Below are 14428 nucleotides of genomic sequence, written 5' to 3'. Positions count from 1 at the left end.
AGTTGCGCGTCGAATCCGAGGTGCCCGAAACGCCTACTGCCCAAAAAGGACTCCTACAGGTAGACTGAGCCGATCACAACGAGGTGTCTAAATCCGAGTCACGAGATGAATAGCAGGTAAAGAGCGCACCGCGCTGGGCTCTCCGGACTCGTCCAAAGCCAATCTGAGGAGACAAATCGTGAGCACGCAGGTAGTTATTCTGGCCGCTGGAATGGGAAGCCGACTCGGCCGATCCCTCCCGAAGCCGCTGACCCAGCTCAACGACGGCCGATCGATCATGCAGCAGCAGTTCGACAACATCGAGCACGCCTTCGGCAAGAGCGCCCAGGTGACCATCGTTGTCGGCTACAAGCTCGAGCACATCATCGAGGCATTCCCGCAGGCGTCGTTCGTCTACAACGAGCAGTACGACCAGACCAACACCTCGAAGAGCCTGCTTCGCGCACTGAAGGCTTCGGGTCCCGGCGGGGTGCTGTGGATGAACGGTGACGTCGTTTTCGATCCCGCCGCACTGGTGCGTGCCGGCAAGATGGTCGCCCGCGACCAGTCCTTCGTCTCGGTCAACCGCGAAAAGGTCTCTGACGAGGAAGTCAAGTACACGACCGACGCCGAAGGCTACATCCGCGAGCTGTCCAAGACGGTCAAGGGCGGGCTCGGCGAGGCCGTCGGCATCAACTACGTCTCCCGCGGCGACAAAGCCGCCCTCATCCGCCAGCTCGGCAAGGTCGGCGATCAGGACTACTTCGAACGTGGCATCGAGTTGGCCATTGAGCAGGACAAGCTACGATTTGAGCCGATAGACATCTCCGACTTCTACGCCGTAGAGGTCGACTTCGCTGAGGACCTCGAAAGGGCCAACCTCTTCGTCTGACGCCGGAGTCCGGGATGTCTCCCGAGTAGAGGATTCCGCGAACGTGACTGCCGCTCTCGCCACGCGACCACACCGATCGCCCTTCGAGCGCTATCGGCAGTCGCTGTGGCTGCTCACCAAGCGCGATCTGAGGGTGCGGTACTCGACGTCGCTGCTGGGCTACTTCTGGTCGATACTCGACCCGCTGGTGATGGCGGCGATCTATTGGTTCGTGTTCACCCAGGTCTTCGACCGCGCCGTGGGCGAGCAGCCGTATATCGTCTTCCTGCTCACCGCACTACTTCCGTGGATGTGGTTCAACGGCGCAGTGGCCGACTCCACGCGCGCGTTCCTGCGTGAGGCCAAACTCATCCGCTCGACCAAGATCCCCCGCACCATCTGGGTGAACAGGCTCGTGCTTTCCAAGGGGATCGAGTTCGTCGCGAGCCTGCCCGTGATCGCCGTGTTCGCCATCGCGACCGGAGCGCAGGTGCACTGGGAGGCCTTCTGGGTTTTTCTCGCGATCGCACTGCAGGCGGTGTTGGTCGTCGGCATCGGGCTCATCGTCGCGCCGCTTGTGGTGTTCTTCCGCGATCTCGAGCGTGCGGTGAAACTCATGCTGCGTTTCCTGTTCTACGCTTCCCCCATCATCTACGGTCTGTCCGACCTTCCCGAGGGCCTGCACTTCTGGGCGGCCTTCAACCCGCTCGCCGGCATCTTCTCGCTCTACCGGGCCGCGTTCTTCCCCGACCAGCTCGACTGGTACGCCGTCGGCATCGGCACTGTGGTGTCGTTGGCCCTCCTCGCGATCGGCCTGGTCGTCTTCGCCAGGGTCGAGCGTGCCGTGCTGAAGGAGATCTGATGACGGTCACCGAAAGCCTCGAGGCTCGCATCGGCCACCCGGTCATCGAGGTTACCGATGCCGGCATCCGTTTCAGGCGCAACCGCCGTTCCCGCCGCAGCTTCAAGGACCTGTTCGCCGGTCGCAACCGCCGCGGGCGGCCCGACGAGTTCTGGCCGCTTCGCCGGGTCAGCTTCAGCGTGCTGCCCGGCGAGGCGATCGGCGTCGTCGGCCGCAACGGGCAGGGAAAGTCCACCCTCCTCAAGCTCGTCGCCGAGGTCATCCTCCCCGACGAGGGTGTCGTGCGAGTCGGCGCCGGTGTCGCACCGCTTATCGAGATCACCGGAGGGTTCGTCGACGACCTCTCGGTTCGGGACAACGTCTTCCTCACCGCGGGCCTGCACGGAATGAAGAAGGTGGAGATCGAGGAGCGGTTCGACGAGATAATCGAGTTCGCCGAGATCGGCGACTTTCTCGATACGCCCTACAAGCACCTCTCGAGCGGGATGCGGGTGCGTATCGCCTTCGCCGTGATCAGCAGGCTCGAGGAGCCCGTCATCCTCGTCGACGAGGTTCTCGCGGTCGGCGACAAGGCCTTCCGGGAGAAGTGCTACCGCCGCATCGAGGAGTTACTCGCGGGCGGACGTACCCTTTTCTTTGTCTCCCACAACGAGAGGGACCTCAAGCGTTTCTGCACGAGGGGTCTCTACCTCGACAAGGGCGCGCTCGTCCTCGACGCGCCGATCCAGGATGTCCTTGCCCGCTACAACGCCGATTACGGGGTGAAACGATGACCGCAACACAAGATGAACACCGACCTCCCGCCCAGGTCGAGAAGGGGATCGAGCGTCTGCTGTCGGTGCAGCGTCCACTCGTTCTCGCCCACGTCCGAAGCATCCGCAAAAACCATCCCGACGCTTCTCCCGACAAGGTCATCCGCATTCTCGAACGGCGCTACCTCACAGCCGTCACCGGCGGCGGCGCCGCCGTCGGGGCCAGCGCCGTGATACCCGGGGTCGGCCTCGGCATTTCCCTCGCGCTGTCCAGCGTGGAGACCGCCGGGTTCCTCGAGACGAGCGCCCTATTTGCGCAGTCTGTCACCGAGGTGCACGGCATCGCGGTGGAGGATCCCGAGCGGGCTCGCACCCTCGTGATGGCGATGATGCTCGGAACGGCCGGATCAGACCTCGTGCGCCAACTCGCAGACCAGGCCTCAGGGTCGGGGCCGAACCGCACCCGCTTCTGGGGGGACCTCGTCACGCGGACCGTGCCGCAGTCATCGATCGGCAAGATCGCCGACCGGCTGAAGCACGTCTTCATCCGCCGGTTTGCGGCGACCCAGGGCACCACAGTGCTGGGCCGGGCGATCCCCTTCGGGATCGGCGCCGTGATCGGCGGAACCGGCAACCACATTCTGGGCAAGCGGGTCATCACGAGCTCGCGGCAGGCCTTCGGACCACCCCCGGCGAGCTTCCCGATCGAGCTCGAACCGCGCGCCGAGGCGGACTCGCCCAAACTGCCGCTTCTCGCGCTCCGCCGCCGGATGCAGCTCCGCGCCCGCATTGGACCGGACTCGCCCACGGCAGACTAAGCGGGCTTCGTCACGGCGGGCAGCGACATGCTGAACTTCGTGCCGACGCCCTCCTCGCTCTCTGCGTCGAGTTTGCCCCCGTGGGCGACGACGATCGCCTTCGTGATGGTGAGCCCGAGCCCGACGCCGGCGACGGCATTGCGCGTCGCCGTCGACGCCCGGAAGAACCGGGAGTAGAGCTGATCGAGTTCGTCGGCGGGGATGCCCATGCCGGTGTCGCGCACCGTGACGACAGCATCCGGCCCCGACACGGACACTCCGACCGTGACCGACCCTCCACGTGGAGTGAACTTGATCGCGTTCGAAACGAGGTTGTCGCACGCCTGACCGAGGCGGATGGTGTCGCCGCGCACGAACGGCGCGATATCGGGCAGATCGACAACGAGCTCGACCCCGGCGGCGGCCGCGACGGGCCGTGCGGACTGGATGCTGCCGGAGACGACGTCGTTCATTGGCACATCCGACAGGGACAGCGGAAACTTGCCCGATCCCACCTGGGCCGTGAAGAGCAGGTCGCCGACCAGCCTGAGCAGTCGGTGGGCATTCCGCTCGGCGATGCCGAGGTACTGCAGCTGGTCCTCGTCGAGCGGCGAGACGTCGTCCTCCTGGAGCAGCTCGAGGTAGCCGAGGATCGACGTGAGGGGCGTGCGCAGTTCGTGTGAGACGAGGCCGATGAACTCATCCTTGAGCCGCGCCACCTCCAGCGCCCTCGTGAGGTCGGTACCGACGAAGATGTAGCCGATGGTCGTTCCGTCCGCATCGGCGCGCGGTGTCACCGCCACCTCCACCGGCAGGTGCGATCCGTCGTGGCGCACATAGGTCCACTCGCGCACCTCCGCGTGGCCGAGCCGCGCCGTCTCGACCAGCGCCGAGAACCCGGGGTTCAGGACCGTCTCCCCCGGCGGGTAGTTGAGCTCCTTCGACCTCTGCTCGAGCTCGTCCGCAAGGTGGAAATCGAACATGAATCGGCGCCCCTGGGTCTCGTCCGGGGCGAGGCCGAGCATGACTGCGGCCCCGGGATTCCAGACGTCGATGCGTCCGGTGAGGTCGGTGCCGATGACCGACTGCTCGGTGACGGCATCGAGCACGCTGCGGGTGAGTCGGTCTGCGGCGAGCAGGTGCGCCTCGTTCTCGCGCAGCCGCTCGGTGCTTTCCGCGGCTGCGGCCAGCAGGAGCGCCCGTTCGGACGCGAGCGCCCGAATCGATGCCAGCTGGAGCCGCCCTTGGCGGGAGAGCTCGTTGATGACTGTTGCGCCGAGACCGAGCGAGACCGGACCAAGAATTCCACGGACTAGCCCGACAGCGGCCTCGGGCTGCGCCCACGCGACGGCATACGGCAACATCAGCGACGCCGCCGAGCTGAGCGCGGCGACAAAGATCCATCGCCGGCCGTCCTCAGCGGCGATCCAGACGACTGGCAGGATGATCAGGCTCGCGAAGAGGGCATCGACGCCTGCCGGCGTGCCAGCGCGGAAGAGGCCTATCGACACGAGGGACAGCCCGGGAACAATGAGGGTCCACTTGGTCTCCCGACCCAGCATCCCGAATGCGATCGAGACGGCGATGGCACCCGCCATCACGAGGGAGCTCGTGCCGATCAGGGCGAGATCCGACACGAACATGGCCGGGTTGGCCAGCGCGAGTATGAGCGCCACGGAGAAGGCGATTGCCATCGGCAACTGTTTGAGCACGGGCGCGGGTAGGCCAACACTCTGCCGTGCCCTGCCCCTGCGAGCTGTGGCTGTCATGACCGCGTCGATCCCCCCGAGAAGTGTGACGGATTCACTCTATGAGCTTGGGCGTCATCCCGCTGGAAGGCCCGGCTCCTCATCTTCGACGCCGTCGTCTGCTCCGACGTCCGGCGCGTCCGCATCGGCCGCGTGAATGGCGGCGTGCCGCTCCCACTCGTCCATGAGACGGCCGACCGCCCCATGGAATCGTGCGGTCGCGCGACCGGGCGAAGTGTCGCCGAAGTGGTGGGTCACCCAGTGCTCGAGCCTCTGGCGGGACTCCTCGCTGCCGAGCGCCGCCGCGATGAGCTCGACAACATCACCGGCGCCGTCTGCGGTGAGCCAATCGGCGTCACCGAGATATCCGTCCACATCAACCTCGGCCTCCGGCGCGACCGGTCGCGTGACGAGCAGAGGCTTACCCGTTGCGAGCCTGTCGTAGACCATCGCCGAGATGTCGCAGATTGCAATATCTGCCGCGACGAGCTGCCAGCCGAGGCTGGGGCCATCATCGAACACATGGTGCGCCGCCGGGTCGCGGCGATTCTCGGCGGCGATCGCAGCGATGATCGCCTTATTCGCTGCCTTGTAGTCAGGGTCGACGACTCCGCTGCGCGGGTGCGGGCGGTAGATCACGCGGTGTCGTCCAGTCGCCAGCAGCGCGGTGACGGTGGCGACGCCGTGGCTCGCGATGGACCCGTAGGCTGCGGCCAGCCGGTCGCCTTCCCAGGTCGGCGCGTAGAGCACGACGATGCGCTCGTCGGGTGTGTAGGGCAGGGCGCCGGCGAAGTGGTCGGCCTGGGGGCGCCCGATCCGGATCGCCCTGCGCGGGCCATCGAAGTCCCAGAGCTTGCGCCGGAGGCGGTCGAGGGCGGCTTGGCCGGCGACGAAGGCGTAGTCGTATGCCTTGAACTGGTTGGTCGTCATGTACATTTTGTCGCTCTCGCCATGGTTGATGAAGACATGCCACATGCGCCCGTACCGCATCATCTGGAAGTTCCTGGCGTTCTGGTTGACGTAGAACACGATGTGCGGTTGCTGTTCGGCGATGAACGCCTCGAGATCGACGACCTGGCGGAGGTACATCGTCGGCACTGGCGCCTCCTCCAGGAGCTTGAGCGCGGTACCGGGCGAACGCGAGACGATCGCCACGGGCCAGGTCTTCGCGAGCTCGGCGAGTGGGGCGTACCACTGGCGGATCTGGTACATGTTCACCGAGGAGTCGGCGAAATACACGGCGATGCGGATGCTCCCGGGCGCCGGATCCACGAACTCCCGCCGCCTCTTAGCGATCTCCGTTCGGGTCTTCCGCGACTCCAGGAGCGACCGCGCTAGCCGCTTCGCCGTTCTCAGGTCCTTCAACAACGCCATGCGACTACTCCAGAGTTTCGACCAAACCACAATTAAATCAGCGGCGGTCTGCCGGATCGCGTCATTCGCCACACCGTTACCCAGCCGATACTGCGCCGCTCCCCCGACGGCTCCCGCCAGCCCGCCATCCAGCCGCCGAACCAGGCTCTCAGCGCCGCTGGTCGACGCGCCCAGCGAATGAGCTGCACCCCGGTCCACGACCCCACGTAGAGCGGTATCAACACCGCCGGCAGATTGCGACGGGCGAGCCAGACACGGTTCCGGGCGTTGAGCCGGTAGTAGTACGAGTGCCGGGTCGGCTCGATCGCCGGATGATGGGCGACAAGATCGCCGGCGTACCAGACGCGCAGCCCCTGGTCCCACACGCGCCAGGCCAGCTCGATGCCCTCGTGAGCATAGAAGAATGGTTCGGCCCAGCCGCCGGTCGCGTCGAAGACCCCACGGGGGAGGAGCACGGCACCCTCCCACACCGAGAAGACGTTGCCGGAGTCGGTCGCCTCTCCCTTGCGGATGCGCGGAACCCAGCGGCGGGGATTGGTGGCCCCCGACGGGTCGACGACGCGTGGCTGGAGGAGGCCGATGTCGGGCTCCCGCCGGAGCTTCGCGATCGCGTCGCTCAGGAACGTGGTGCTCGGGATGCTCGCGTCGTCGTCGAGGAAAAAAAGGTACTCGCCCGTGACGTGCTCGACGCCACGGTTACGCCCCGCGGGTATCCCGAGGTTCTCGGGGAGCGCCACGCCTCCCACGCCGCTCGGAAGATCGACCGGCTGCCATCCGTTCCCGACGACAACGACGTCGAGATCGACGCCGTATTGGGCGAGGATGCTCCGGATGCCCCGGTCGAGGTCGCCGGGACGGGTGCCCTGGGTCAGCACCACCACACCGACCCGCGGCACCACCGCTGACCTGCTCAGGAGCGCACCCGCTTCGAGGCCATGATGGCCACGAAGTGGCCGACGAGGGCGAGCACCGCGAAGGTAAGCAGCCCGACGATGAGAATCTGGTCGACGAGCGGGCTGCCGACAACGAGACCGGCTATCGCCGCGACAAAGGCGATGATCGTGAGTTCGACCGAGTGATAGAGACGGTGGAAGGGCACGAATCGGGCCAGCCGACGAAGCCTGGCCACGAGCCGGTGGCTCGGTTCAGTCTCCTCCTTGCGGTCGGCCAGCCGGGCGAGGCCGGCGTTGGCGCGTGCGACGTGGACCATGTCGTTGAGCGCCTTGTTGAGCACGATCACGAGCGCGAGCGCGAAGCCGAGGGTAGTCCAGAGGTAGTCGACTCCGGCGTCGAAGGGGTAGCCGGCGGCGCGGATGCCAAGCGCGATCGGGATCAGGGCCTCGGTCGTGTAGTGCCCGACCTTGTCGAGGAACACCCCCGCCGGCGAGCGGGTGTTGCGCCAGCGGGCAACCTCCCCATCACTGCAGTCGACGAGCATCTGCAGCTGGCCGAGCACGAGCGCGAGCGCTGCGCCACCGACTCCCGGGATGAGGAGCGCCGCCGCTGTCGACCAGCCCACAAGGATCATCAGGCCCGTGACGCCGTTCGCCGAGATCGACGTCTTGAGCAGCATCCAGGTCAGGTAGGGAGAGATGTCGCGCAGGTAGAGCGACGCCGTCCAGTGCTCCGCGTTGGCGCGCAGCCGCACCTCGGGCGGCTGGGTGACCTCGCGCAGCTCGGCGATGCTCGACGGGCGCTGGCTGGAGTCATGAAGCGACATTCCAGTCACCTTCCCGTATGTGCCGTGATGTTCCTGGTCAGCTTCAGGAAGCCGAGCACGAAGCCGATGCCCCACCCGAAGTGGATGCACGGCAAGACTACGAGATACCAGAGCGCGCTACGCACACCGTCGCTGCGCACGACGGGCACGGACGCGACGACCACGAAGGCGAGGTAGAGGGCGGGCACGGCCAGGGAGAACGCGAGGGCACCTCCCGTGGTTCCAAGCGAGAAGAGTCCGGTGACGCCGAGCAGGAGGCCGGCCGTCACCCCCAGCACCATTATCGGCGGCACGAAGTAGCGCACCGAGTTCGCGCGCGGGAAGCGGCGGGCGAGTTCGCCGCGCCACAGTCCCGTGGCGACGAACTGGCGGATGAGCTTGCGCAGGCTTGAGCGCGGCCGGTAGACGACCTTCAGGTCGGGGGTGAACCACACCGTGCCACCCGTCGCGCGCAGCCGGCGGTTGAGTTCCCAGTCCTGGCCGCGCTTGATCCCCTCGTCGAAAAGCCCGACCTCGACCAGACGATGCCGCTGGAACACGCCGAGATAGGCAGTCTCCGACGGCCCCTCCCGACCACCGACGTGGTGCGGGGTGCCGCCGAGGCCGGCACGGGCCCCGTAGGCCCTCGCAACGGCCTTCTCGAACGGGGTCTCCCCCTCAGCCTGCATGATCCCGCCGACGTTGTCGGCCCCCGTGCGCAGGAGTGTGGCGACGGCAATCCGGGTGTAATCCCTCGGCAGCACCGAATGGGCGTCCACCCTGACCACGATCGGATGCGTCGACGCACGGATGGCCGCGTTCAGCCCGCCCGGCGTCGAGCCGAGCTCGTTCTCGATCCGACGGATGCGGGGATCGGCCCGGGCGAGCTCGTCGATCACGTCGTTCGTGCCGTCGACGCTCGGACCGAGCGCGAGCACGACCTCGCACGGTCCCTCGTAGTCCTGACCGGTGAGGCTCAGCACCGCCGCCTCAATGTGATCGACCTCGTTGAGAACGGGCATCACGTAAGACACCCCGGGAGATGTCTCGCTCGTCACATGCAGTCCAGTCGTACGGCCAGGCTCGGGCAAATGCGTCACCGGCGGCTTATCCGGCAAGCTTGCCCGAGCCTAACAGCCCGCCATCCCCCTAGCCGAGGGAACCGAGCGTGACCCCTGTCGTCGCGCGCTTTCCGTCGCGCACGTAGGTGATCTCGGCCTCGGCACCGGCCGGAAGTGCGCGCACCTGGGCGGTCAGGTCGGTCTTTCCCGTCACCGGTAGACCGTTGATCGAGGTGATGATGTCACCGGACTTGAGGCCGCCATCTGCTGCGGCTCCACCGGGCGACACCTGCTGGATCTGCGCGCCGACGACCGGCGCCGTGTCGCTCGTCACGTCGGACACGGTCGCACCAAGGAGTCCGTGGCTTCCAGTGCCGGTCTCGATCAGCTCCTGGGCGACGCGCTTGGCGACATTCGAGGGGATCGCGAAGCCGACACCGATGCTTCCGGCCGTCGACTGTCCTCCCCCGCCGGCGCTCGCGATCGCGACGTTGATGCCGATGACCTTGCCATCGCTGTCGAGCAGGGCGCCGCCGGAGTTGCCGGGGTTGATCGCGGCATCCGTCTGGATTACCGACAGCGCGATGGTGGACGATCCCGACGGCGCGGGGCCGCCGCCTTCGGGAGTGTCGAAGCGCCAGAAGTCGAACGGGTCGGTGCCGTCGGGCGCCTCGCTGTCCGGGGTCTGGGGCGCGGCCGACGATGCAACCGTGATACTGCGGTTGAGCGAGCTCACGATGCCGGTCGTTACGGTATTGGACAATCCGAGCGGGGCGCCAATCGCGATCGCGGAGTCGCCGACGTTGAGCGCGCCCGAGTCGGCGAATTCCGCCGCCTCGAAGTCATTGCCACCGTCGATCTTGATGACCGCGAGGTCTGAAATGGGGTCGGCCCCGACGATCTCGGCCTTGTAAAGCCGACCATCGCTGGCCTGCACCGAGACGGTCGGGGATCCGGCCGCGCCGTCGAGGGTGACGACGTGGGCGTTGGTGAGAACGTAGCCGTCCTCGCTGATGATCACGCCCGAGCCTGTTCCGCCCGCGCCGGAGCCGTCGGCTACCGAAATGGTGACGACGGATGGACCGGCGGCCGCGGCGACCGCAGTGACCGTGGTGGCGTTGGACGGGTCGTTCACGGTGATGTTTGCGGGCCCGTTCGACGAGTTCGACGTCTCGCTCACCGGTGCGGAGCCCATCGCGATTGCGGTCACTCCGGCGCCGGAGACTCCGCCCACGAGCGCGCCGATGGCGAGCGCGGCGATCAGGCTGACGCTCGATCCGCGCTTCGCCGGCTTGTTCGCGGCCGGTGCCGGCGCCGAGGGGAAGCCCTCTGGGTTGAGAACCTCGGTGGTCGCATTCGCGCGGAACGCGGGGGGAACCACACCAGGTGCAGGCGGTACGTAACCGGAGGGGGGCGGCGCGGCGGGCTGGCCGTACCCGGAGGAGGGAGTCGTGGCCGGCGGCGCGGGCGGACCGTCGTTCGTTGGTGCGGGGGTGACCGGCGCCGTGGGAGCGTGCGAGAAGGGCGAGTCCGCCTGCTGGTCGCCGAGGGGCCGCGTGGCGTTCGCGTCGTTCGGGTTTTCGGGCGTTTCGGAGCCGGGATTCTGGTTGTGGTTCTCGTCAGTCATAAGGGTGCTCCTTCCAAGCGCTGTCAGCTTTCCCCCCCAACCTGTACATTCTATTTGTCCACGCTGTGAGCGGGCCTTGGCTGGTGAACGGTTGCGACCCCGGTAATTCGGGGGTCGGGATGCTCAACACCCGAGTAACGCACGCGCGGTGCACTCCCTTCCCACGAGAACTGTTTTCGCCTCGCTGGCCGACACAGTCAAGCTGTTCGCCGGCACGCTGACGGAGCCGGCGATCGGAATCCACCCGGCCTCACCGAAGCGGTATTCCGCTCCGAAGTCGACCGCGAGGGTGATGTCGAAGGTTCCGGATCTCGTATAGACGTGGCTCGTGGGCGTGCGATCGAATTCATCCAGCCCGAGGTCGCTCCACGAGCGTCCGCCCGTCTGCGTTGTTGCGGACTCGCCGTCTCCGTAGTCCCAGCGGTAGGTCACCGGAGTGAACCGCACCGAGGCGGGGATGCCGAGCAGCAGGTCGTCCTGCACCTGGGCAACGGTTGCGGTGTAGAAGTTCGTGTGGAGCCCGACGACCGACCAGCCGTCCGGCTGCACCCGATGCACCTGGACCAGAGGGCGGAAGTTGACGAGATCGCTGAGGGTGATCGGGCCGCGCCCGTCGAGCGGGCCAGTAACGGTGAACTGGTCGCGGCAGACCCGGCCGGTGGGATCGCAGATCGGTGCTCGAGGTGCCTGGGCGTTGACCGTCGCCGCTTCCCCGCCGGCACTCGGCCGCGGCGCTGACCCCGGAAGGGTGGCGGACGCCCCGAGCCCGACGCCGTCCGGATTCACGATGGGAGTGATGGCGGATGGAGGAGGACAGGAGCCGTTCCTCAGATCCCCCGGGGAGCATTCCCCAGCTGTCGCAGGCGGTCCCACCGGAACCGTCAATGCAACAAGCACGCAGACCGCCAAGCCGATCCAAACCCGCAGCCCCCTTCCCTTACGCGCAGAAGTTCTTACCATCCCAGCTCTCCTCGCTACTAACCAGAAGACGAGAGGCTTGATCTGACCATGTCAGGGTCGCAATCAACGGATAGACGCGGGCACTCCCGGCCGGTACTACTGAGCGGCCTTCTCCATCAAGGACATCGGTTCCACCGAGATCGAGACAAGCATAAATCTGGAGGAATTGGTCTAACTCAGAGCCATCGACGAGGGACGAGGCATCGACTATGGACACGACTTTGACCGCCGACGATCCGAATTGACGCTGATCGCTTTCCACAAATTCAGCAACGGACGAAACTGCCTCTTCGAGAGCAGTGCCAACCGATACCTTGCTGAGTCGATCAATTTCATAAGTCGTCAATGCGCCGTCGACTGCCTGCTGATACGCCGCATAGGCCTCCGTCGCCGCCGCCAGTGCCTCCTCCTCCGACGCGAACACGGGGGTGGCGCTTGCCGTCGGGGCGGGAGGTTCGACGGGGGTCGCCGCGAAGCATCCGCTCAATGCGAATGCGGCGAGCGCGGCCAACGCCAGCAGCGAGGCGCGCGGATACTTCCTCATGAGCCGACGCTAGGCCCCGGGAGGATCTCGCGCCAGATCTATCCACAACCCACGCGATAGGTTGGAGGCCATGACGATATCCGGAGCCTGGGCTCGAACCGCCCGCGCCGCCATGCTTCTCGGCGACGACGGCAAACTCCGCTCAACGATCTTCGCTGAGATGTCCGCTCTCGCTGCCGCCACGGGGGCGATCAACCTCGGCCAGGGCTTCCCCGACCAGGACGGCCCCCAGGAGGTGCTGGTCGCAGCGCAGCGCGCCATCGCAAGCGGAATGAACCAGTACCCGCCCGGCCTGGGGATGCCCGTTCTGCGTGAGGCCATCGCCGAGCATCAGGAGCGCTTCTACGGCATCTGGGTCGACCCGGACAGGGAGGTGCTCGTCACGGCGGGAGCCACCGAGGCGCTCGCGGCCACGATCCTCGCCCTCGCCGACGACGGGGACGAGGTCGTCACGCTCGAGCCGTTCTACGACTCCTATGCCGCGATGATCGGGCTGAGCAGAGCGACGCACCGCACCGTGCCGCTCCGGGCACCCCGCTTCCTCCCCGATCACGACGACCTGCGCGCGGCGGTGACCGACCGCACCCGTCTCATCCTCATCAACAATCCGCACAACCCCACCGGTGCGGTGCTCCCGCGCGAGACGCTCGAACTCATCGTCGAGCTCGCGCACAAGCACGACGCGATCGTCGTGACCGACGAGGTGTATGAGCACCTGATCTTCGACGAACCCCACATCCCGATCGCCTCGCTGCCGGGAGCCCGGGAGCGCACAGTCACGATCTCGAGCGGCGGGAAGACATTCAACACCACCGGGTGGAAGATCGGATGGATTACCGCCCCGCCGGAACTCGTGACAGCGATCATGGCCGTGAAGCAGTTCCTCACCTACGTCAACGGTGCGCCGTTCCAGCCCGCGATCGCGGTCGGCCTCCAGCTGCCCGACACGTTTTTCCACGAACTCGCCGACGACCTGCGCCACAAGCGTGACGTTCTCTCCGCCGGGCTCGTGGCGGCGGGGTTCTCGATCTCCCAACCGAAGGGCGGATACTTCGTCGTCGCGGATGCTGCGGGGCTGGGCTACCCCGACAGCGCAGAGTTCTGCCGTGCTCTCCCCGAGCTCGCGGGCGTCGCGGCGATTCCGCTCACCTCGTTCGTGCACGAGGAGAATCGCCACGAGTACCGCTCGCTCGTGCGCTTCGCGTTCTGCAAGCGGGTCGAGGTGCTCGAACGGGCATCCGTCCAGCTGGAGCGCCTCGCACGCTGACGGACCCCCGGCTAGCTGCGCTCCGTGATGACGAAGCGGCGCAACGCGAGCGCGGGGTTGCGGGCCCTGACCTCCTTGATGCGGGTCCTCGACACCCACGCGATCCCGACGTCGATCTGTTCGCCCACCGTCGCGAGCTCGACCCCCATGGGGTCGACGATCATGCTGTTGCCGGCGCCGATCGGCGGTGCCTGGTCGGCCGCAGCGATGTAGAGGGTGTTCTCCAGCGCCCTAGCCGTCACCAGGGTGCGCCAATGATGTTCCTTGAGCGGCCCGCGCACCCATTCCGACGGCAGCAGAACGACATCCACCCCCGCATCGGCAAGACGGCGGGTGACTTCGGGAAACCTGATGTCGTAGCAGGTCTGCAGTCCGATCGTGAGGCCGTCGATGGTGAAGGTCTCGGGCGGCTCGATCGGGCCAGCGACAACGAAGTCGCTCTCGCTCTGGCCGAACGCGTCGTAGAGGTGCATCTTGCGATATTTCGCGACAAGCAGACCGCCAGGGTCGACGGCGACGAGGGTATTCGACAGGCGCGTCGGGTCGGTCGTGGTCTCGAGCATGCCCGCTACAAGGTGTATGCCGAGAACCTTCGCGATCGCGCCGAGCGCGGCGACGAACTCCCCGTCGAGCGGTTCTGCCGCGGCGACGGATTCCGGGCCGAGCTGGGACTCAAAGAAGGCTGAGTACTCGGGAAAAACGACGAGCTTGGCTCCTCGGGACGCCGCCAGTGTTGCGAGATCTCTCACCTTCTCGAGGTTGGCCGCACGATCGACAGTCGGGGCGAATTGCGCTACGGCAATAGCAGTCGAATCGGCCGGGCGAAAATTGTACATCCGCCCAGCGTAGGCCGAAGCCGCACTGCGGCGGGGGCTAGTCTTGAGAGA

The 14428-nt window shown here is 66.6% G+C and carries 14 protein-coding genes; 5 read left to right on the top strand and 9 right to left on the bottom strand.

The features are described from left to right. Nucleotides 1–178: 178 nt before the first annotated feature. From BHD05_RS07335 to BHD05_RS07320, 4 genes are read left to right on the top strand one after another with little or no spacing between them, the layout of a single operon-like run. Nucleotides 179–871, top strand: coding sequence for a phosphocholine cytidylyltransferase family protein (locus tag BHD05_RS07335; RefSeq protein WP_161885851.1), 693 nt, complete (start codon nucleotides 179–181; stop codon nucleotides 869–871). Between the two features lie 43 nt (nucleotides 872–914). Next, complete coding sequence (locus BHD05_RS07330; RefSeq protein WP_161885850.1) at nucleotides 915–1712, top strand: ABC transporter permease; 798 nt, start codon at nucleotides 915–917, stop codon at nucleotides 1710–1712. After that, entirely contained in the window at nucleotides 1712–2485 is a 774-nt protein-coding gene (locus BHD05_RS07325) for an ABC transporter ATP-binding protein (protein WP_161885849.1), read from the top strand. The genes BHD05_RS07330 and BHD05_RS07325 overlap by 1 nt, the downstream gene beginning before the upstream one ends. Then, nucleotides 2482–3282, top strand: coding sequence for a hypothetical protein (locus BHD05_RS07320; protein ID WP_236966702.1), 801 nt, complete (start codon nucleotides 2482–2484; stop codon nucleotides 3280–3282). The genes BHD05_RS07325 and BHD05_RS07320 overlap by 4 nt, the downstream gene beginning before the upstream one ends. Here the strand turns inward: BHD05_RS07320 and BHD05_RS07315 are convergent. From BHD05_RS07315 to BHD05_RS07280, 8 genes are all read right to left on the bottom strand, one after another. Further along, a complete protein-coding gene (locus BHD05_RS07315; protein WP_236966701.1) occupies nucleotides 3279–4955 on the bottom strand; it encodes a sensor histidine kinase in 1677 nt (558 codons plus the stop codon). The genes BHD05_RS07320 and BHD05_RS07315 overlap by 4 nt on opposite strands. 129 nt (nucleotides 4956–5084) lie before the next feature. After that, the gene (locus BHD05_RS07310) at nucleotides 5085–6383 is read right to left on the bottom strand and encodes a hypothetical protein (protein WP_161885847.1); all 1299 of its coding nucleotides are present in this window, start codon (nucleotides 6381–6383) and stop codon (nucleotides 5085–5087) included. Nucleotides 6384–6415: 32 nt separating this feature from the next. Continuing rightward, nucleotides 6416–7282, bottom strand: coding sequence for a glycosyltransferase family 2 protein (locus tag BHD05_RS07305; RefSeq protein ID WP_161885846.1), 867 nt, complete (start codon nucleotides 7280–7282; stop codon nucleotides 6416–6418). Between the two features lie 11 nt (nucleotides 7283–7293). Beyond that, nucleotides 7294–8103 (bottom strand): CDP-alcohol phosphatidyltransferase family protein, encoded by an 810-nt coding sequence (locus tag BHD05_RS07300; protein WP_161885845.1) that lies wholly within the window; start codon nucleotides 8101–8103, stop codon nucleotides 7294–7296. A gap of 5 nt (nucleotides 8104–8108) precedes the next feature. Further along, on the bottom strand, nucleotides 8109–9104 hold the full coding sequence (locus BHD05_RS07295; protein WP_161885844.1) for a glycosyltransferase family 2 protein: 996 nt from the start codon (nucleotides 9102–9104) through the stop codon (nucleotides 8109–8111). 127 nt (nucleotides 9105–9231) lie between these two features. Then, the gene (locus tag BHD05_RS07290) at nucleotides 9232–10770 is read right to left on the bottom strand and encodes a S1C family serine protease (RefSeq protein WP_161885843.1); all 1539 of its coding nucleotides are present in this window, start codon (nucleotides 10768–10770) and stop codon (nucleotides 9232–9234) included. 123 nt (nucleotides 10771–10893) lie between these two features. Next, nucleotides 10894–11556: a PKD domain-containing protein gene (locus tag BHD05_RS07285; protein WP_161885842.1), complete on the bottom strand. Its 663-nt coding sequence runs from the start codon at nucleotides 11554–11556 to the stop codon at nucleotides 10894–10896. Nucleotides 11557–11707: 151 nt separating this feature from the next. Beyond that, nucleotides 11708–12274: a hypothetical protein gene (locus BHD05_RS07280; protein ID WP_161885841.1), complete on the bottom strand. Its 567-nt coding sequence runs from the start codon at nucleotides 12272–12274 to the stop codon at nucleotides 11708–11710. A 70-nt stretch (nucleotides 12275–12344) separates the two neighbouring features. Between BHD05_RS07280 and BHD05_RS07275 the strand changes: the two genes are divergently transcribed. Continuing rightward, nucleotides 12345–13541: a pyridoxal phosphate-dependent aminotransferase gene (locus BHD05_RS07275; RefSeq protein ID WP_161885840.1), complete on the top strand. Its 1197-nt coding sequence runs from the start codon at nucleotides 12345–12347 to the stop codon at nucleotides 13539–13541. Between the two features lie 11 nt (nucleotides 13542–13552). On the opposite strand, the gene BHD05_RS07270 is transcribed toward BHD05_RS07275, so the two are convergent. Further along, complete coding sequence (locus BHD05_RS07270; protein ID WP_161885839.1) at nucleotides 13553–14377, bottom strand: carbon-nitrogen hydrolase family protein; 825 nt, start codon at nucleotides 14375–14377, stop codon at nucleotides 13553–13555. Between the last annotated feature and the right edge of the window lie 51 nt (nucleotides 14378–14428).

It is taken from the genome of Marisediminicola antarctica (genome assembly GCF_009930795.1).
Taxonomy (GTDB): Bacteria; Actinomycetota; Actinomycetes; order Actinomycetales; family Microbacteriaceae; genus Marisediminicola; species Marisediminicola antarctica.
Note: the sequence above shows the minus strand (reverse complement) of the source record. Positions and strands in the feature narration are given on the sequence as shown.